The sequence below is a fragment of the Pseudomonas sp. Sample_11 genome (genome assembly GCF_004307505.1).
In the GTDB taxonomy this organism is placed as follows: Bacteria; Pseudomonadota; Gammaproteobacteria; order Pseudomonadales; family Pseudomonadaceae; genus Aquipseudomonas; species Aquipseudomonas atacamensis.
This window is the reverse complement of record NZ_RCOD01000053.1, coordinates 98,849-117,623: the sequence shown is the minus strand read 5'-3', so window position 1 is coordinate 117,623 and position 18,775 is coordinate 98,849. Positions and strand designations below refer to the sequence as shown.

Below are 18,775 nucleotides of genomic sequence, written 5' to 3'. Positions count from 1 at the left end.
GTTTAATGTCGACGTTTCTTCAGATCATCTCCGGCAACGAATCAAGAATCTTGTCCAGCGTAATCGGATACTCCCGCACCCTCGCGCCGGTGGCGTTGTAAATCGCATTCGCCACCGCCGCGCTCACGCCGCAAATCCCCAATTCACCCACGCCCTTGGCTTTCATCGGCGATGAAATCGGGTCGGTCTCTTCGAGGAAGATCACTTCCTGATGCGGTATGTCGGCGTGCACCGGCACTTCGTATCCAGCCAGGTCATGGTTGACGAAAAAGCCCAGGCGCTTGTCCACCGCCAGCTCTTCCATCAACGCCGCGCCGACGCCCATGGTCATCGCGCCGATCACCTGACTGCGCGCCGACGTTGGGTTGAGGATCCGCCCCGCAGCGCAAACTGCCAACATGCGCCGTACGCGAACTTCGCCAGTGGCGGCATCGACGGCGACTTCGACGAAATGCGCGCCGAAGGTCGATTGCTGATATTTCTCGGCCAGATCACCGAACTCGATGCTGTCCTCGCCGACCAATGCGCCGCCTTCAGCCGCGTTGCGCAGCGGCAGGCTCTTGCTGCCGACCCGCACCTGTCCATCGGCAAACTCCGCCTGATCCGCCGCCAGCCCCAGCTTCTGCGCCACCGCTTCGCGCAATTTCACGCACGCGGCGTAGACCCCGGCGGTCGAGCAGTTGCCGCCGAACTGGCCACCGGAACCGGCCGACACCGGGAAGTCCGAATCGCCCAGACGCACCACCACATCATCGAGACCAACGCCCATCATCTCGGCAGCGGTCTGCGCGATGATCGTGTAGCTGCCGGTGCCGATATCGGTCATGTCGGTTTCGACGACGACCTTGCCGTCACGCTCCAGGCGCACACGGGCGCCGGACTTGACCAGTAGGTTGTTGCGAAACGCCGCCGCCACGCCCATGCCGATCAGCCAGCGGCCTTCACGACGGCTGCCCGGTTGTGCCTTGCGCTGATCCCAGCCGAATTTCTCCGCGCCGATCTGCAGGCATTTGACCAGTTGACGCTGGGAGAACGGCCGCTCGGTTTTCACCGGGTCGACTTGAGTGTCGTTAGCGATGCGGAACAATACCGGGTCCATCTTCAGCTGTTCGGCCATTTCGTCCATGGCGATTTCCAGCACCATCAGCCCCGGCGCTTCACCCGGCGCGCGCATGGCGTTGCCTTCGGGCAGGTCGAGCGGGGCGAGGCGCATGCTGACGCGGCGGTTTTCTGCGGCGTAGAGCAACTGGCTCGGTTGCGCGGCCAGTTCGACCTTGCCGTCGGCGAGGTTGCCCGACCAGCCTTCATGGGCAATGGCGGTCAGCTTGCCGTCCGCCGTGGCGGCCATGCGGATGCGCTGAATCGTTGCCGGGCGATGGGTGGTGTTGTTGGCCATTTGCGGGCGGGCGAGGGCGACTTTCACCGGCCGCCCCGCCATGCGCGCGCCGAGAGCGGCGAGGATCACATCGGCGCGAATGAACAGCTTGCCGCCGAAACCACCGCCGATGTACGGCGAGACCAATCGGACTTTTTCCTTCGGCAGGCCGAGGGTTTTCGCGATGTCACCGACACTCCAGGCGACCATCTGGTTCGAGGTCCACACGGTCAGCTGATCGCCTTTCCACGCGGCCAGTGTGGCGTGCGGTTCCATCATCGCGTGGGACTGGTCTGGTGTGGTGTAGGTCTGATCGAACTGCACCGGCGCGGCGGTGAAGGCCTTGTCGAAGTCGCCGTGATTGACGTCCGGCAGCTCGTCTTTCGGCTCGACACCGAGGTCTTTGACGCTGGCCAGATCGAACTTGCCTTCGCTGGTCTCGTAATCGACCCTGACCAATTGCGCAGCGGCACGGGCCTGTTCGAAGGTTTCGGCAACCACCAGCGCAACGGCTTGCTGGTAATGCTGCACTTCGGGACCGGCGAGCAGATGCGCGGCGTTGTAATCGCCTTTGTCTAGCTTGCCGGCGTTCTCGGCAGTGACGATTGCGAGTACGCCGGGCGCGGCTTTGGCTTCGTCGAGATGAATGGCTTTGATCCGCCCTTTGGCGATCGCCGAGTCGACCATGAAACCGTAGGCCTGATTGGCCGCTGCTTCATGTTGCTCGTAGGCGTAAGTGGCTTGGCCGCTGGTTTTCAACGGGCCTTCGATGCGCTGGGTGGGCTGGCCGACGACCTTCAGGCGGTCGATGGGATTGGTGGTGGCGGGCGTGTCGAATTTCATGCGGTTTCCCTCGCTTGCGCCAACACCGAAGCCAGCGTGCGCTCGACCAGTGTCAGTTTGAATTGGTTGTCATCGGTGGGTGTTGCGCCTTCGAGCAGGCGTTCACTGACTGCTTTGGCGCCCTTGGGCAACAGCGCTTCAGCGGCTTCGACCCGCCACGGTTTCGGCGCAACGCCGCCGACGGCGACACGGCCGGTGCCGTCCTTTTGCAGGATCAGACCGACTGAAACAAGGGCAAACGCGTAAGACGAGCGATCGCGGACCTTGTGATAAATGTGCGTGCCGCCGACCGGTGCCGGCAGGGTCACGGCGGTGATGAACTCGCCGGGCGTGAGGCTGGTTTCGATGTGCGGCGTGTTGCCCGGCAATTGATGGAAATCCGCCATGGGAATGCTGCGCGTGCTGCCGTCAGGCTTGACCGTTTCGATCTGCGCATCCAGCGCGCGCATGGCGATGGCCATGTCGCTCGGGTGGGTGGCGATGCAAGCGTCGCTGACGCCGATGATTCCGAGTTGCCGGGTCACGCCGCCGATCGCCGCGCAACCGCTGCCGGGGTTGCGTTTGTTGCAGGCCTGGTGGGTGTCATAGAAGTACGGGCAGCGGGTGCGTTGCAGCAGGTTGCCGGCGGTGGTCGCCATGTTGCGCAACTGCCCGGAAGCCCCGGCGAGCAGGGCGCGGGAGAGCAGGGCGTAGTCCTTGCGCACGCGCGCGTCGGCGGCCAGATCGGTGTTGCGCACCAGCGCGCCGATGCGCAGTCCGCCCTCGGGTGTTGCTTCGATCTGGTCCAGGCCGAGGTGGTTGATATCGATCAGGTGCACCGGGGTTTCGATGTCGAGTTTCATCAGGTCGAGCAGGTTGGTGCCGCCGGCGATGAACTTGGCGCCTTCGACTTGTGCAGCCTGGGAAGCGGCTGCGGCAGGTGAGTCGGCGCGGCTGTAGTAGAAGGCTCTCATGCCGGCACCTCCGCGACTTCAGTGATGGCTTCGATGATGTTCGAGTAAGCGCCGCAGCGGCAGATATTGCCGCTCATGCGCTCCTGCAGTTCGGCGGCGATCAGCTTCGGCGGCTCGGTCAGGCTTGGGCTGACGTGGCTGGGAATGCCGTCGCGGATTTCCTTGAGCACCGCGACCGCCGAGCAGATCTGCCCAGGGGTGCAATAGCCGCACTGGTAACCGTCGTGCTTGATGAAGGCGGCCTGCATCGGGTGCAGCTTGTCCGGCATGCCGAGGCCTTCGATGGTGGTCACCTCACTGCCGTCGTGCATCACCGCCAGGGTCAGGCAGGAGTTGATCCGCCGACCGTCGGCGATCACCGTGCAGGCGCCGCACTGGCCGTGGTCGCAGCCTTTCTTGGTGCCGGTCAGGTGCAGGTGTTCGCGCAGGGCGTCGAGCAGGGTAGTGCGGGTGTCTACTTCGAGGGTTTGCGGTTTACCGTTGACTTGCAGGGTAACTTTACTCATGGCCGGTTGCTCCAGACTGGCCGCGTAGGCCTTGAGGCTGATAAAGGGGGGCATGGCGAACGCCGTCGCGGTTACGGCGCCGAGGATCATGAAATTGCGTCGGGAAATCGGCATGGTTCGATTCCTTTTCTCTCATCGGGCGGCAGGATTGCAAAAGGCCCAAACGGGCGCGCCGGCATGCATGCCAGTCTCGTAAAAGGAGTGACCGCAGCGGGAGGGAAAAGGTTTTGTCGGATTTGCGCTAAAGAGTTATGTGCTGAGCTCATCAATTGACCTGTGGGAGCGAGCCTGCTCGCGAAAGCGTTGGGTCAGACTCAGCCGCTGCTGGATCTGCCGACCTCTTCGCGAGCAGGCTCGCTCCCACAGTGGAGTTGTGTTTTGCAGTTATGGCCCACCCACCACCATCGAGGTAAACGGTGCGACATACGCCTGCAACGTCACCAGCCCGCCGACCAGGATCGCCAGCACGATCGAGTGGAAGAACACATAACGCAGAATCTCGCCCTCATGCCCATACCAACGGGTCGCGGTGGAGGCGACGACGATCGACTGCGCGTCGACCATCTTGCCCATCACCCCACCGGAACTGTTCGCTGCCGCCATCAGCACCGGACTGATACCCAGCTGTTCCGAGGTCACCCGTTGCAAGCCGCCAAACAGCACGTTCGAAGCAGTGTCCGAGCCGGTCAGCGCCACCCCCAGCCAGCCGAGCAGCGTGCCGAACATCGGGTAGAAAATCCCCGTCGCCGCAAACGCCAGGCCCATGGTCGCATCCAGCCCCGAATAGCGCGTGAGGAAGCCCAGCGCGAGCATCGCCGCAATCGTGATCAGCGAAAAACGCACCACCCACAGCGTGCGCAGGTATTGCTTGATCAATTGCGGGATCGAATACCCCATCAGCAGACCGCCGACAATCGCCGCCAGCAAAATCCCGCTGCCGGTCGCGGTCAGCCAGGTGAACTTGTAAATCGCTTCCTCGGCTTTCGGCGCCGCGACAACCGGCGGCACTTTTTCTATTTGCAGATGCAGACCGGTGAAGGTCAGCGCCGGGGCGAAGATCGGATTGGCCTCGCGTACCGGTTTGCCTTGCGGGTCGAGCTTGGCCGATTGCGTGACCGGGTCGATCACCGGGCGCGTATCGAACATGTTCTTGAAACCCTGCGTGCCCCAGGCAAACACGAACACCGTGAGGATGATCCACGGCATCCACGCACGCATCACTGCCGGACGCGCCTGATCGCTGAACGCGGCGCTGGCGGTGACTGTTTCTTCGTCGACCTTGGAGTTGTCGACGCGACCGGACAACGCTGCCGAGGTGTGGATGGTCGCTGGTTTCCACACCTTGAGGAACAGCGTCAGGCAGGCCATGGAAATCAGCGCAGCGATGACGTCCACCAGCATCGGCCCGTGGTAGTTCGAGACGAGAAATTGCGGGATGGCGAAACTTACCCCGGCCACCAGAATCGCCGGCCACACCTCGAGCATCTTGCGCCACCCGGCAAAGGCCCAGATCAACCAGAACGGCACCAGCACCGAGAAGAACGGCAACTGCCGGCCGACCATCATCGACAGCTCCATCTCATCCAGCCCGGTGACTTTGGCCAAGGTGATGATCGGTGTGCCCAGCGCACCGAAAGCGACGGGCGCGGTATTGGCGATGAGCGCCAGACCCGATGCGGCCAATGGCGAAAAACCCAGGCCGATCAGAATCGCACCGGTCACCGCTACCGGCGTGCCAAAGCCTGCCGCGCCTTCGAAGAACGCACCGAAACAGAAGGCGATCAGCAGCAATTGCAAACGTCGATCATCGGTGATGCGCGCGAGGGAATCCTGCAGCACTTTGAACGAACCGTTCTCCGTGGTCAGGCGATGCAGGAAGATGATGTTGAGGACGATCCAGCCGATCGGCAGCAAGCCGTTCGCCGCGCCGAACAGCGCGGCCGAACCGGCCATGCCCGCTGGCATGTCGAAGGCGAAGATCGAGATCAGCAGGGCCGACGCCAGCGCCAACAGCGCCGCCAGATGCGCCTTGACGTGAAAGAACGCCAGCGCTGCGAGCATCACCACCACCGGCACCGCTGCCATCAGCGTGGAGAGCACCGGGTTGCCGAACGGGTCGTAGATTTGCTGCCAGACCATGATCCACCTCTGCTTATTGTTATTGAGGGCGCAGATCCATTGCATGGGGGTAGGTTGCAAGCAGTATAGGTGGCGTTACGCCGCTGTTCGGCTGCGACGAACAAGCCGACAAACGGTCGATAGTGGCCACTGAATCAACGCGCTTTTGCCCGGTCGTATCTGCGGCTGCGCGCACTGCGTCCCGAAGACGCGGGCAGCGTGGCGATTTCCGTCGTCAAGACCTTGGGTTTTAGGGAAGTGTTGAATGAAGCAAGCGACAACCATGCTGCTCACTGTGACCGCCGCCGTATTGCTCAGCGGCTGTATTGCGGATTTTGATGATGACCATCGCCATGGCCGGCACTACGACCGCGACCATGGCCGCTATTACGACCATGACCGGCGCTGGGACGACCGCGATGACGACCGCCGCGATGGCCGTCGTTATCACCGTGATCGCGATGATGACTGATTGAATGAAGAGGGCGTTCCCGTTAAAGGAACGCCCTCTGTGCATCAGCCTTCAGTTGAAAAAACGAGCGTTCGCCTGGACGCGGGATCGCGCAGGCACCGAGGCCTCGTGATCGAGCAAATGGGTGGCGAGTATGTCGCTCAGAAAACGGAACTGATCGTTGAGGCCGACCACTTCATTGCTGAAATGGTTGCTGGCGGCGGGCATCAGCAGATCGTCGAAATCCTTGTTGAACACCAGCGTCTGCGCCTTGCGCGGCACGACGTGCTGTTGGTAGTAGTTGCTGCCGAACACCGGGAAACTCACGGAGAGGGTGACTTGGGTGTGGATCATGGTGTGAACGCCTCGTTGTGTTTCGGATGAGTCAATCGTGCCTTTCATCATGGGAGGGCGGAAGGCAATCGTGGCGATGGTGGATATCGATGGTGGTGATGGTTGAGGTGACCGCTGCAACTGATGGCCTCTTCGCGAGCAAGCTCGCTCCCACAGGTGCAACACATTTCAAATGTGGGAGCGAGCCTGCTCGCGAAGAGGCCGGAACCTTCAGCATCGAAATCGACTGACCTGCCTATACTCAAACCTGCCCCTCCCCAAGCCAAAGGACACCACCACCGTGAACCCACGAGCGCTGGTCGTCGCCGCACTGCTTTTGCTGGCCGGCTGCGCCTCCTCGGCCCGGGCGCCGGTGAGTGCGCCGCAGGCGGTGGTGGTGTCGGCGCAAACCTGGCAGCAGATCGACCGCGAGATCCTCAGCGCTTCGCAGCAGGCCACCGAGCAGGTCAAGCTGTTCGCCCGTGGCTCGATGGAACATTGGCGCACTCGGGTCTATCAGCAAACTGAAGAAAATTTCATCCCTTGGTTCAGCAGCTACTGGACCCAGGAATGGCTGTCGATGAAGGTCAGTTGGTACACGATCAGCGCCGGCGGTGAGCAGGACGCTTCGGCGAAACGGCTGGCGGCGTATCTGCTTGAGCAATATCAGGAAAAAGTCCTCGCGCCGGTCGCCGTGGAGATCGATCCGGATGCGATCCTGGCGCAGGCCACGGCGTTCTACGCGCAATTGATGGCGCAGCAGATGCCGCTCATCGCCCAGCGTCACGGTGTGCCGATTGCGCAGCTCAACGGGCGCTTGCAGAAGATCCCGGCCATCGCCCTCGGCCCGCCGCCGGCGCGGGATGCGTCGCTGTTCAAAGTCATCAGCACCGAGCCGCTCAACACCCTCCCGGCGTACGCCGCACTGATCGACAAGATCCACACCGACGGGGGCGCCAAGGGCATCTCTTCCACCGAAGCAGCCATGGCCCCGGTGGCCAAGCGCGCCAGCCAGCGCATCGAAGCGGAAATGGCCCCACGCGGCGCCGCCAGTGCAGTGGCGGCAGCAGCCGGGAAACTGGCCGGGGCGATGATTTCGGTCGGCGTGGCCGGCATACGCGCAATCATCCAGGCCAACGACCGCCCTGACAGTGAAGCGCTGATTCGCAGCAGCCTCGGCAACACCTTCGACAAGGCCTGGCAGAAGCTGCTGCAGAACCCGACCACGGGGGTGATGGCCGGCACGCTGCACATGGCCGGGCAGGTCGAAGGTAATCTGGGCGTGAGTGAACCATCGCCTATCGGTGTGAGCGCTGTGCCATAGCGCTTGTACCTGCGAAGTTTTGTTGGCGGCGGTCGCGCCCGGATCAGAGCGGATGCTAGTCTTGCGCAACGCTGTTGTCAGGGAGCCCACATGGGCAATCACAAGATCGAAATTCGCCGCAGTAACGTCGAGAAAATCCTGCTGGCGGCGGAAAAGGTTTTCGCCGAAAAAGGCTTCGGCAGCACCGCCATGGCGGACATCGCTGCCGAAGTGCAGTTGCCGCGCTCCAATCTGCATTACTACTTCAGCACCAAGAGCGAGCTTTACAGTGCGGTGCTGTTCGATCTGCTGGAAGTGTGGAAGCAGGACGCCCTGTGCTTCGAGATGTTCGACGACCCGCGCGTGGTGCTGAGCAGTTACATCCGCGCCAAGATGAACCACTCACGCAGCCGGCCCTATGGCTCGAAAGTCTGGGCCAACGAGATCATCCACGGCGCGCCGACCCTGGGCGAGGCGCTGGATGCGAGCCTGTATGACTGGGCGAAGATGAAGGAAGCGAAGATTCGCCAGTGGGTCGAGGACAAGCGGATTCTGCCGGTGGAGCCGTCGGGATTGCTGTACATGATCTGGGCGTCGACGCAGCATTACGCCGACTTTGATCATCAGGTGAACATTCTCAATGATCATCAGCCGTTGTCGGATATGCAGTTCGAGCGGGCGGTGCAGACCGTGACAGGTGTGATTTTGCGCGGGATCGGGCTGGAGCCTTGAACCCTGTAGTGGCCGGATTGGCCTCTTCGCGAGCAGGCTCGCTCCCTCGCAAAATTGATCGTTCCCACGCTCCGCGTGGGAATGCTTCCAGGGACGCTCCGCGTTCCAATGGGACGCAGAGCGTCCCGGGCTGCATTCCTACGCAGGAGCGTGGGAACGATCAATTAAACCGCGACGTGGTAGGGGTTGCGCGGATCATGATTCCAGTCCAGAAACGGCTTGCCCGTGTCCATCTGCACCATCTCGATGCAGTCGGCCACGGGGCAGGTGATCTGGCACAGGTTGCAGCCCACACATTCCTCATCGATCACTTCATATTTATGCGTACCGTCGGCCTGTTTCAGACTGCCGATCGCCTGGTGTGAGGTGTCCTCACAAGCGATGTGGCAACGCCCGCAACCAATGCACGCCTCCTGGTCAATCTTTGCGATCACCTGGTAGTTGATATCGAGGTACTTCCAATCCGTGGTGTTGCCCACCGCACGCCCGGAAAACTCGGCGATATTGGCGTAACCCTGGCTGTCCATCCACCGCGACAAGCCGTCCTTCATCTCGTCGACAATGCGGAAACCATGCAGCATCGCCGCCGTGCACACCTGCACCGCGCCGCTGCCCAGCGCCATGAACTCAGCGGCGTCGCGCCAGCTGCCGATGCCGCCAATGCCGCAGATCGGCAAACCCTGGGTCTGCGGATCACGGGCAATTTCCGCGACCATGTTCAGAGCAATCGGCTTGACCGCCGAACCGCAATAACCGCCGTGGGTGCTTTTGCTGCCGACGGTGGGCAGGGCGACCATGTGGTCCAGGTCGACGCTGGTGATCGAGTTGATCGTGTTGATCAGCGACACCGCATCGGCGCCACCACGATGCGCCGCCCGGGCAGCGACGCGGATGTCGGTGATGTTCGGGGTGAGTTTGACGATCACCGGCAGCGAGCAGTACGTCTTGCACCAGCGCGTCACCTGTTCGACATACTCCGGCACCTGACCGACGGCCGCGCCCATGCCGCGTTCGGGCATGCCGTGGGGGCAGCCGAAGTTCAGTTCGATGCCGTCGGCGCCAGTGGCCTCGACCAGCGGCAGGATGTGTTTCCACGACTCCTCGACACACGGCACCATCAGCGACACGATCAGCGCGCGATCCGGCCAATCCTTTTTCACCTGAGTGATTTCGCGCAGGTTGATTTCCAGCGAACGGTCGGTGATCAGTTCGATGTTGTTGATGCCCAGCACTTCGCGATTGGCGCCGTAATGCGCCGAATAACGCGAGGAAACGTTGACCGCCGCCGGATCCTCACCCAGGGTTTTCCAGACCACGCCACCCCAGCCCGCTTCGAAGGCGCGGACCACGTTGTAGGCCTTGTCGGTGGGTGGCGCGGAGGCCAGCCAGAACGGGTTGGGCGCTTTGATGCCGGCGAAGACTATCGAGAGATCGGCCATTTACGCAGCCTCCACGTTGAGCATCAGTTGAGCGTTGATCGCCTCGGCGGCGCGTTTGCCGTGCTGCACTGCTTGCACGGTGAGGTCCTGATCGAGGCTGGTGCAGTCGCCGCCGGCATACACGCCGGGGACGCTGGTGCGCAGGTGTTCGTCGACCTCGATGCGTTCGCCCTGACGTTTGAGCTCGCGCGCCAACGGATCGCTGAGAGCGCTGTCATCGAAGCTCTGGCCGATCGCTTTGAAGATCGCATCGGCAGCCAGCTCGAAGGTTTCTCCGGTGGTTTGCAGACGGCCTTCAACCAGATCGGTGCGGGCGAAACGCATGCCGCGCACGCGGCCCTGATCATCAAGCAACACTTGCTCCGGTTGCGCCCAGGTCAGCAATCGCACCTGATTGGCTTTGGCGATGTCCTGCTCATGGTGGGTGGCGCCCATGTCTGCGGCACCACGGCGATACACCAGATTGACGTCGCGCGCGCCGAGGCGGGCCATCTGCACGGCCATGTCGATCGCGGTGTTGCCGGCGCCGAGAACGATGCAGCGTTCAGCCAAGGGCAGTTGCGTGAGGTCATCGGCCTGGCGCAGTTCGCGGATGTAATCGGTGGCGGCGAGCAGGCCCGGCGCGTCTTCGTGGGCCAGACCGAGTTGCTTGCTGGCATTCAGGCCGAGGCCGAGGAATACCGCGTCAAACTGCTGATGCAGTTCGCTGAGGGTGAGGTTTGCACCGAGTTTCTGGCCGTGGCGGATTTCAATGCCGCCAATCTGCAGGAGAAAGTCCAGTTCCTTCTGCGCGTAGTCATCGACCAGTTTGTACTTGGCGATGCCGTACTCGTTGAGCCCGCCGGCCTTTTCCCGTGCTTCGAAAATCACCACGTCATGCCCGTGCATCGCGCTGCGATGAGCGCAAGACAACCCGGCCGGCCCGGCGCCGACCACGGCGATACGTTTGCCCGTGGCCGGGGCGCGCTGGAACGGATGCTCGGCGAAATGCGCGTTGTCCACGGCGTAACGTTGCAGCAGACCAATCAGCACGGGCGCGCATTCCTGCGCGTTGTTGCGCACGCAGGCTTGCTGGCAGAGGATTTCCGTCGGACAGACCCGCGCGCAACTGCCGCCGAGGATGTTTGCCGAAAGGATTTTCTGCGCCGCGCCCTGGACGTTGTCCTGATGGATGTTGCGGATGAACGACGGGATATCGATTTCGCTGGGGCACGCATTGACGCAAGGCGCGTCGTAGCAATACAGACAGCGCGAGGCTTCCAGATGCGCCTGCCGGGAATTGAGCGGTGGCGCCAGATCAGTGAAATGGCCGGCGAGGGCGGCCGCGCTTTCGTGCGGGTGGGGGAGGTGGTTCAGGGTTTCGATCACGGTTTATGGCCTCATGGCTAATTGAGGTGCTGCCTCTGATGGGCAGTGGTTGATCGTTCCCACGCTCTGCGTGGGAATGCCTCAAGGGACGCTCTGCGTTCCAATGGGACGCAGAGCGTCCCGGGCTGCATTCCCACGCAGAGCATGGGAACGATCACTAGGGGTCAGCGTTTAACGGCAGTCGGTTTATGCAACTCCGCCCGCTTGCTCAACAAATCAAACACCGCCGGGTAGGCCGGCCGTTCGATGTAGCGTCCGGCGCCGCGTTCGGCGCGCAGGTCGCCGTCGGCCCAGACCACGCGGCCCTGGCTGACGGTGTGGCTCGGCACACCCCGCACGGTCTTGCCTTCGAAAATGTTGAAGTCCACCTGCTGATGGTGGGTCTTGGCGGAAATGGTCCGCGTGCCTTGCGGATCCCACAGCACCAGATCGGCATCGGCGCCCACGCGGATCGCACCTTTGCGTGGATACAGATTGAAAATCTTCGCTGTGTTGGTGGAGGTCAGCGCGACGAAATCCTGCATCGACAATCGTCCGGAGTTGACGCCTTCATCCCACAGCACCGCCATGCGGTCTTCGATACCGGCGGTGCCGTTGGGAATCTTGCTGAAGTCGTCGCGGCCGGCGGCTTTCTGCTCGGCGCAGAAGCAGCAGTGGTCGGTGGCGGTGGTGTGCAGATTGCCGTTCTGCAGCCCGTGCCACAGCGCCTCCTGATGGCCGCGCGGACGGAACGGCGGGCTCATCACGTAGCCGGCGGCGGTCTGCCAGTCCGGGTGTTGATAGACGCTGTCGTCAAGCAGCAAGTGCCCGGCCAGCACCTCGCCGTAAACCGGCTGGCCCTTGCTGCGGGCATAGGTGATTTCGTCCAGAGCTTCCTTGGTGGAAACGTGCACCAGGTACAACGGCGTGCCGATGGTTTCGGCGATACGGATCGCCCGGCTCGCGGCTTCACCTTCGACCTGCGAAGGTCGCGACAGCGGATGCGCCTCCGGCCCGGTAATGCCCTGGGCCATCAGCTTGCGTTGCAGGTGATAGACCAGCTCGCCATTTTCCGCGTGCACGGTCGGCACCGCACCGAGTTCCAGGCAGCGCTCGAAACTCGCCACCAGAGTGTCGTCGGCGGCCATGATCGCGTTCTTGTAGGCCATGAAATGCTTGAAGCTGTTGATGCCGTGGTGGCTGACCAACTCGGCCATTTCCTCGCGCACCTGCTCGCTCCACCAGGTGATCGCGACGTGGAAGCCATAGTCCGACGCAGACTTTTGCGCCCAGCCGCGCCACTGATGAAACGCCTCCATCAGCGATTGCTGCGGATTGGGAATAACGAAGTCGATGATCGAGGTAGTGCCGCCGGCCAGGCCGGCAGCGGTGCCGCTGTAGAAATCTTCGCTGGCAACGGTGCCCATGAACGGCAGTTGCATATGCGTATGCGGGTCGATGCCGCCGGGCATCAGGTATTGGCCACTGCCGTCGAGCATTTCTGTGCCGGCGGGAATGTCGAGATTTTCACCAATGGCTTTGATCACGCCGTCAGCGCAATAGACGTCGGCGCGGTAACTTTCATCATGGGTAACAACGGTGGCGCCACGGATCAACAGAGACATTCCGGATTCCTCGCAGGCATGACCGACTTGTGCCGGTTCTAGATGTTTTATTGAATTACAGCGGCGCAGTTCGTATTCCTGTCATCGCTGTCAGGAATAGAAACTAGTCGCGATTTCAAGAATGATCAAGAATATTTTTTATAAGCTTATAGCTTGTTTAAGCTGCTGAAAAATAACGATAAAAACTGGAAATCACCAAAATGGTGAGGCTGCTAACCATTTTGACGCACTTGACAGGATGGAAATATGAGCAAGATTTCCTATGTGAAATCAGCCGCTTGAAGTTGTACTGCGGTTGCGGGTTCACCGACAAAAATAAATGCAGTGCACCAGTTTGAGTCCTGACACTTCGGACAACTTGCCCGACGTTTAGCCTGAGCGTTCAGACAAGTTTTCCCGGACTCATCGAATATTCAATTAAAACTGATGAATATCAGAAAGTTGCAAAGCGTTCAGTGCACCGCCCAAGCGTTAAGCGCCAGACCCGGCACGTTTATTGATGCCGCCGCTGACACCATGGCCGGTGCATGAAAGTTGTCAGTTCCTCCGGCCATCGTCCGGCTGGCGTCGTATGCGCCAGCCGCCTGATGAGCAAAAAATAATCAGAAGAACAGTGGAGCGGCCATGCAACAGACCAGATCACAAGTGACCGAGCGCGACGGCTTGTACGAGCTCGAAGCGGGCAGTGATGTCCTCGACAGTCCCCGCTACAACCACGACATGGCACCGACCAAGGTGCGCGAACGCACCTGGAACAAATGGCACATCACCGCGCTGTGGGTCGGGATGTCGATTTGCGTGCCGACCTACACCCTCGGCGGCGTGCTCACCGCCTATTTCGGCTTGAGCGTCGGCGAAGCGCTGTTGGCGATTCTGTTTGCCAACGTCATCGTGTTGATTCCACTGACCCTCAATGCTTTCCCTGGCACCAAGTACGGCATTCCGTTTCCGGTGCTGTTGCGCTCGTCGTTCGGCATTCTCGGTTCCAACGTGCCGTGCCTGATCCGCGCGTTGGTGGCGTGTGGCTGGTTCGGCATCCAGACCATGTTCGGCGGCCTGGCGATTCACCTGTTTCTCGGCTCGGTGTTCGAGGGCTGGAAATCCCTCGGCGGCACGGGCGAGGTGATCGGTTTCATGGTGTTCTGGGCGCTGAATCTGTGGGTGGTGATTCGCGGTGCCGAGTCGATCAAATGGCTGGAAACCTTGTCGGCGCCGTTGCTGGTGGCAGTGGGCGTCGGCTTGCTGGTGTGGGCGATGCCCAATGTGTCGATGACTGAGTTGCTGGCGATCCCGCCCAAGCGTCCGGAAGGCGCCAGCGTGGTGAGTTACTTCGCGGCAGGGCTGACGGCAATGGTCGGGTTCTGGGCCACGCTGTCGCTGAACATTCCCGACTTCAGTCGCTACGCCAAGAGTCAGAAGGATCAGATCCTCGGGCAGATTTTCGGCCTGCCGCTGACCATGTTCCTCTTCGCTGCGCTGGGCGTAGTGATGACCGCCGCATCGGTGAAACTGGTCGGCGTCACCGTGTCCGACCCGGTCACGCTGATCGGCCATATCCAGAGCCCAGTGTGGGTCGCTGTGGCCATGGCGCTGATCATCGTTGCCACACTGTCGACCAACACCGCCGCCAATATCGTCTCGCCAACCAATGACTTCCAGAACATCGCGCCGAAGGTGATCAACCGCACCAAAGCGGTGTTGCTCACCGGTCTGGTCGGGCTGGTGCTGATGGGCCATGAACTGCTGAAAAAGCTTGGCCTGATCGTTTCCGACATCAGCCTGGAAACCGTGTATTCGAACTGGCTGCTGGGCTACTCAAGCCTGCTCGGGCCGATCGCCGGGATCATGGTGGTGGATTATTTCCTGATCAAGAAACAGCGCCTGGACCTCGCCGGGCTGTACCGCGATGACGTGTATCCGGCGTGGAACTGGGCCGGTTTTCTCGCCTTTGGCGTGCCGGTGGCGCTGACCTTGCTGTCGCTGGGCAGCGACGCGTTCAGCTGGTTCTACAGCTATGGCTGGTTCACCGGCTCGGCGTTGGGCGGGATTATTTATTACGGGTTGTGCGTGATGCGGGCGCAGCCTACGGTCGTGAAAACAGCGGTGTAACACATGATCGTTCCCACGCTCTGCGTGGGAATGCAGCCCGGGACGCTCCGCGTCCCAACAGCGGACGCAGAGCGTCCATGGATGAATGCCCACGCAGAGCATGGGCACTATCGGCATCAGCATTGAGGAGATCCCCATGAACGCAGCCGTAGACGTTCTGCAATCCGCCCATCAGCACATCAACCGCGATCGCCTCTGGGTCTCGCTCATGGAACTGGCGAAACTCGGCGCCACGATCAAGGGCGGCGTCTGTCGCCTGGCCCTGACCGACCTCGACCGCCAGGCCCGCGACCTGTTCGTGCAGTGGTGCAAGGACGCCGGTTGCAACGTCACGGTCGATGCCGTCGGCAACATTTTCGCCCGGCGCGCCGGGCGCAACCCGAACCTGCCGCCGGTGATGACCGGCAGCCACATCGACACCCAGCCCACCGGCGGCAAGTTCGACGGTTGCTTCGGCGTGCTCGCCGGCGTCGAAGTGCTGCGCACCCTCAACGACCTTGGCGTGGAAACCGAAGCGCCGCTGGAAGTGGTGGTCTGGACCAACGAAGAGGGCTCTCGCTTCGCCCCGTGCATGATGGGCTCCGGAGTCTTCGCCGAGAAATTCACCCTCGAAGAAACCCTCGCCAAGGTCGATGCCGACGGCGTCACCGTTGGCGAGGCGCTGAATGCCATCGGCTACGCCGGCCCGCGCCAGGTCAGCGGGCACGCAGTCGGCGCCTATTTCGAAGCGCACATCGAGCAAGGCCCGATCCTCGAGGACGAAGAGAAAACCATCGGCGTGGTACTCGGCGCGCTCGGGCAGAAGTGGTTCGACCTGAAATTGCGCGGCGTCGAAGCCCACGCCGGCCCGACGCCGATGCACCTGCGCAAGGACGCCTTGGTCGGGGCTTCGGTGATCGTCGGCGCCGTCAACCGCGCCGCCCTCGGTCATCAGCCCCACGCCTGCGGCACGGTCGGCTGCCTGCAAGCCTATCCCGGCTCGCGCAACGTGATCCCCGGCGAAGTGCGCATGACCCTCGACTTCCGGCATCTGGAGCCAGCGCGGCTGGATTCGATGATTGCCGAAGTGAAACAAGTCATCGATGCGACCTGCGAAGAGCACGGCCTCACCTATGAACTGACCCCGACCGCCGACTTCCCGCCGCTGTACTTCGAAAAGGGCTGTGTAGAGGCGGTGCGCGGCGCCGCGAAAGGGCTGGGTCTGTCGCACATGGACATTGTCAGTGGCGCCGGGCATGACGCGATCTTTCTCGCCGAGCTAGGCCCGGCCGGGATGATCTTTGTGCCATGCGAGGGTGGGATCAGCCACAACGAAATCGAAAATGCAGCGCCGGATGATCTGGCGGCGGGGTGCGCGGTGTTGCTAAGGGCGATGCTCGCGGCTTCGGCGATGGTGGCGGCCAGCGAGCGTGCCGCCTAAGGTAAACACACCCACAGGGGATTTCTGGCGATTTTGAGGCCGCGGCACGATCCCGAACCGCTGCGGTCGTACTCTTCACCTAGCCGCATCACAGTGTGGAGATCCAATGAGCCAGGAAGTCCTGACCACCGAAACCAACCGTCGCCAGTTGCAGCAGATCATCGCCGGGCTGTCGGACGGGGTGATTCTGCTGGAACTCGACAAAAGCATTCTCTGGGCCAACGAAGCGGCGCTGACCATGCACGGTGTCAGCACCATCGGTGATCTGGGCAGCAACGCCGACGAGTACGCCAAACGCTTCACGCTGCGCTATCGCAACAATCATGTCTTGCCGCCGGACAACTACCCGATCAGCCGCGTCGCCCGCTGCGAGGCGTTCAATGATGTGCTGATCGAAGTCTCGTCCGTGGACGACCCGGAGCGGGTCTGGGTGCATAGCGTGCGCAGCATGGTGCTGACCGACCGCGTCGGCCAGCCCGAGTCGCTGGTGCTGATCATGAGCGACGTTACCGACTGGGCCAACGCCGAGCAGCGTTTCGAAAAAACCTTCAACGCCAACCCCGCGCCGGCAGTGATCTGTCGTCTCAGCGATTTGCGTTACATCAAGGTCAACCCGGGCTTTCTGGAAATGACCGGCTATTCCCGCGATCAGGTGATCGGCACCTCGGCGTATGAAATCGATATTTTCGAACAAGCCGATCAGCGCGATCTGGCCGTTCAGCGCTTGCGCGATGTCGCGACCATTCCGCAAATGCAGGCGGAACTGCGCCTCCCCGACGGTGGCAGTAAACAGGTGATCGTTGCCGGTCAGCCGCTGCTGCTCAATGACGAAAATTGCATGCTGTTCTCCTTCGTCGACATGGAGCCTCGGCGCCGGGTCGAAGTGGCCTTGCGTCAGAGCGAGGAGCGCTTTGCCAAGGCTTTTCGTCTGACTCCGGTGCCGATTCTGATCTGCACCGCTGAAAAGCAGGAGGTCATCGACGTCAACCAGGCGTTCCTAGATACCCTGGCCTATGACAGCGATGACGTACTCGGCAAAACCGTGACGCAGCTGAGCTTCATCCACGATGACAGCGCGCGCACGCGACTGCTGTCGGCCTTGGCGAAGAACGGTCGGGTCGATCGGGTCGACGTGCCGGTGCGCAAGAAGGACGAGGAGTTGCTGGAATGTGCGGTCTCGGCCGACACCGTGAACATTCACGACACGTCCTGCTATTTGCTGGTGCTGATGGACATGACCGAGCGCAAGCGCACTGAGCTTGAGCTGGTCGCGGCGATTGAAGAGGTGATGAAGGATGCGTCGTGGTTCAGCCGGACGCTGATCGAAAAGCTGGCCAACGTGAAGAAGATCAACTCGCCGCAGCTGCCAAGTGCCTCGTTCACTGACCTGACGGCCCGTGAGCGCGATGTGCTGGGCTTGATCTGTGAAGGACTGGCGGACAAGGAGATCGCCGCGCGGTTGAAACTGGCGCCCAATACCGTGCGCAATCATGTTGCCACTGTGTACTCGAAAATCGATGTGCATAGCCGCAGCGAGGCGATCGTCTGGGCTCGGGAGCGTGGTTTGTTTTCGGGAGAGTGGGGCACCAAGGGCCAGCGCTGAGAGGTGCAAATGCACTAGTTACAAGGGTGCAAATTCATGTATTGGCCAAGGCGTTGTGTTCTTAGGCTGGTGGGGTGCGGTGTAGACCATTTCGGGTTTGCGATCGTGCCCCTTTTGAAACAGTCATAGGAACAACGTCAATGATGAATCTTGCGCAGTTGCGCGCTCGGCTTGAGCACAGTTTTGCGCCGCTGGCTTGTGAGTGTTCGGTGGATGGTGATCATTCGCTGACGGTCAAGTTGTATCACCGGGATTCGGGGCAGGTGGATCTGGTGATCAGCGGGCTGGATCTGGCTTCGCTGCGTACGCCTGGGGCGGTCGAGGCGTTGGTGGATGAGTTGCGGTATGAGCTTGAGAGCAATTCCTTGCGTTCTTCGCGGGATCCGGATTTGGCTTAAGCGCGCTTTGGTCTTGGCGGCCTTTGGGCCGGCCATGCTCTGGGGGGGTTGGGTGTATATCCGTTTCTGCGGGTGTTGCGGCTGGCGGTTTCGCCCTTACGGCGAGTCACCTTTTGGCAAACGCCGGAATGCCGGCCCAGCCCAAAGGAACCAAAAGATCTTCGTCCTGACGTTCGGCCCGCTCGCTGAGGCTCGGGGTTCCTACGCTCCGGGATCAAAA

15 protein-coding genes are annotated in these 18,775 nt (G+C 61.6%); 7 read left to right on the top strand and 8 right to left on the bottom strand.

Annotated elements, in window-relative coordinates; all coding sequences use genetic code 11:
• Positions 1 to 19: 19 nt before the first annotated feature.
• The 4 genes from paoC to D8U60_RS15720 all read right to left on the bottom strand — a co-directional run bounded on the left by paoC (position 20) and on the right by D8U60_RS15720 (position 5,816).
• Positions 20 to 2,218: an aldehyde oxidoreductase molybdenum-binding subunit PaoC gene (gene paoC, locus D8U60_RS15735; protein ID WP_130900452.1), complete on the bottom strand. Its 2,199-nt coding sequence runs from the start codon at positions 2,216 to 2,218 to the stop codon at positions 20 to 22.
• Positions 2,215 to 3,171, bottom strand: a complete 957-nt coding sequence (locus tag D8U60_RS15730; protein WP_130900451.1) for a xanthine dehydrogenase family protein subunit M — start codon at positions 3,169 to 3,171, stop codon at positions 2,215 to 2,217. Before D8U60_RS15730 ends, paoC begins: the two co-directional genes overlap by 4 nt.
• Positions 3,168 to 3,791 (bottom strand): aldehyde dehydrogenase iron-sulfur subunit PaoA, encoded by a 624-nt coding sequence (gene paoA, locus D8U60_RS15725; RefSeq protein ID WP_016775137.1) that lies wholly within the window; start codon positions 3,789 to 3,791, stop codon positions 3,168 to 3,170. The genes D8U60_RS15730 and paoA overlap by 4 nt, the downstream gene beginning before the upstream one ends.
• A 270-nt stretch (positions 3,792 to 4,061) precedes the next feature.
• A complete protein-coding gene (locus tag D8U60_RS15720) occupies positions 4,062 to 5,816 on the bottom strand; it encodes an L-lactate permease (protein WP_122703903.1) in 1,755 nt (584 codons plus the stop codon).
• Between the two features lie 244 nt (positions 5,817 to 6,060).
• Between D8U60_RS15720 and D8U60_RS15715 the strand changes: the two genes are divergently transcribed.
• On the top strand, positions 6,061 to 6,267 hold the full coding sequence (locus D8U60_RS15715) for a hypothetical protein (protein ID WP_016775135.1): 207 nt from the start codon (positions 6,061 to 6,063) through the stop codon (positions 6,265 to 6,267).
• Between the two features lie 51 nt (positions 6,268 to 6,318).
• Here D8U60_RS15715 and D8U60_RS15710 read toward each other — a convergent pair whose 3' ends face one another.
• Positions 6,319 to 6,600, bottom strand: coding sequence for a hypothetical protein (locus D8U60_RS15710; protein WP_110601006.1), 282 nt, complete (start codon positions 6,598 to 6,600; stop codon positions 6,319 to 6,321).
• Between the two features lie 280 nt (positions 6,601 to 6,880).
• Here D8U60_RS15710 and D8U60_RS15705 point away from each other — a divergent pair, with 280 nt between their 5' ends.
• Positions 6,881 to 7,903, top strand: coding sequence for a hypothetical protein (locus tag D8U60_RS15705; protein WP_130900450.1), 1,023 nt, complete (start codon positions 6,881 to 6,883; stop codon positions 7,901 to 7,903).
• A gap of 90 nt (positions 7,904 to 7,993) precedes the next feature.
• Positions 7,994 to 8,614 (top strand): TetR/AcrR family transcriptional regulator, encoded by a 621-nt coding sequence (locus tag D8U60_RS15700; RefSeq protein WP_024013291.1) that lies wholly within the window; start codon positions 7,994 to 7,996, stop codon positions 8,612 to 8,614.
• Between the two features lie 164 nt (positions 8,615 to 8,778).
• Here D8U60_RS15700 and preA read toward each other — a convergent pair whose 3' ends face one another.
• The 3 genes from preA to hydA form a co-directional block, all read right to left on the bottom strand.
• Positions 8,779 to 10,053, bottom strand: a complete 1,275-nt coding sequence (gene preA / locus D8U60_RS15695; RefSeq protein WP_122612558.1) for an NAD-dependent dihydropyrimidine dehydrogenase subunit PreA — start codon at positions 10,051 to 10,053, stop codon at positions 8,779 to 8,781.
• Complete coding sequence (locus D8U60_RS15690; RefSeq protein WP_122698662.1) at positions 10,054 to 11,421, bottom strand: NAD(P)-dependent oxidoreductase; 1,368 nt, start codon at positions 11,419 to 11,421, stop codon at positions 10,054 to 10,056.
• Between the two features lie 164 nt (positions 11,422 to 11,585).
• Entirely contained in the window at positions 11,586 to 13,025 is a 1,440-nt protein-coding gene (gene hydA, locus D8U60_RS15685) for a dihydropyrimidinase (RefSeq protein WP_130900449.1), read from the bottom strand.
• 624 nt (positions 13,026 to 13,649) lie between these two features.
• Between hydA and D8U60_RS15680 the strand changes: the two genes are divergently transcribed.
• From D8U60_RS15680 to D8U60_RS15665, 4 genes are all read left to right on the top strand, one after another.
• Positions 13,650 to 15,134 carry an NCS1 family nucleobase:cation symporter-1 gene (locus tag D8U60_RS15680; RefSeq protein ID WP_130900448.1) on the top strand — a complete coding sequence of 495 codons (1,485 nt, stop codon included), beginning with the start codon at positions 13,650 to 13,652 and terminating at the stop codon, positions 15,132 to 15,134.
• 136 nt (positions 15,135 to 15,270) lie between these two features.
• Positions 15,271 to 16,554 (top strand): Zn-dependent hydrolase, encoded by a 1,284-nt coding sequence (locus D8U60_RS15675; RefSeq protein ID WP_130900447.1) that lies wholly within the window; start codon positions 15,271 to 15,273, stop codon positions 16,552 to 16,554.
• Between the two features lie 106 nt (positions 16,555 to 16,660).
• Positions 16,661 to 18,157, top strand: coding sequence for a helix-turn-helix transcriptional regulator (locus D8U60_RS15670; protein WP_130900446.1), 1,497 nt, complete (start codon positions 16,661 to 16,663; stop codon positions 18,155 to 18,157).
• A 140-nt stretch (positions 18,158 to 18,297) separates the two neighbouring features.
• On the top strand, positions 18,298 to 18,555 hold the full coding sequence (locus tag D8U60_RS15665; protein WP_024013284.1) for a DUF1652 domain-containing protein: 258 nt from the start codon (positions 18,298 to 18,300) through the stop codon (positions 18,553 to 18,555).
• Positions 18,556 to 18,775: the final 220 nt, after the last annotated feature.

Bases quoted from the DNA above. Each gene is read 5' to 3' on its own strand.
- D8U60_RS15720 (WP_122703903.1), bottom strand. From the start codon at position 5,816: ATGGTCTGGCAGCAAATCTACGACCCGTTCGGCAACCCGGTGCTCTCC.
- D8U60_RS15715 (WP_016775135.1), top strand. From the start codon at position 6,061: ATGAAGCAAGCGACAACCATGCTGCTCACTGTGACCGCCGCCGTATTG.
- D8U60_RS15730 (WP_130900451.1), bottom strand. From the start codon at position 3,171: ATGAGAGCCTTCTACTACAGCCGCGCCGACTCACCTGCCGCAGCCGCT.
- D8U60_RS15710 (WP_110601006.1), bottom strand. From the start codon at position 6,600: ATGATCCACACCCAAGTCACCCTCTCCGTGAGTTTCCCGGTGTTCGGC.
- D8U60_RS15665 (WP_024013284.1), top strand. From the start codon at position 18,298: ATGATGAATCTTGCGCAGTTGCGCGCTCGGCTTGAGCACAGTTTTGCG.
- hydA (WP_130900449.1), bottom strand. From the start codon at position 13,025: ATGTCTCTGTTGATCCGTGGCGCCACCGTTGTTACCCATGATGAAAGT.
- D8U60_RS15675 (WP_130900447.1), top strand. From the start codon at position 15,271: ATGAACGCAGCCGTAGACGTTCTGCAATCCGCCCATCAGCACATCAAC.
- D8U60_RS15700 (WP_024013291.1), top strand. From the start codon at position 7,994: ATGGGCAATCACAAGATCGAAATTCGCCGCAGTAACGTCGAGAAAATC.
- D8U60_RS15670 (WP_130900446.1), top strand. From the start codon at position 16,661: ATGAGCCAGGAAGTCCTGACCACCGAAACCAACCGTCGCCAGTTGCAG.
- D8U60_RS15680 (WP_130900448.1), top strand. From the start codon at position 13,650: ATGCAACAGACCAGATCACAAGTGACCGAGCGCGACGGCTTGTACGAG.
- preA (WP_122612558.1), bottom strand. From the start codon at position 10,053: ATGGCCGATCTCTCGATAGTCTTCGCCGGCATCAAAGCGCCCAACCCG.
- paoA (WP_016775137.1), bottom strand. From the start codon at position 3,791: ATGCCGATTTCCCGACGCAATTTCATGATCCTCGGCGCCGTAACCGCG.
- paoC (WP_130900452.1), bottom strand. From the start codon at position 2,218: ATGAAATTCGACACGCCCGCCACCACCAATCCCATCGACCGCCTGAAG.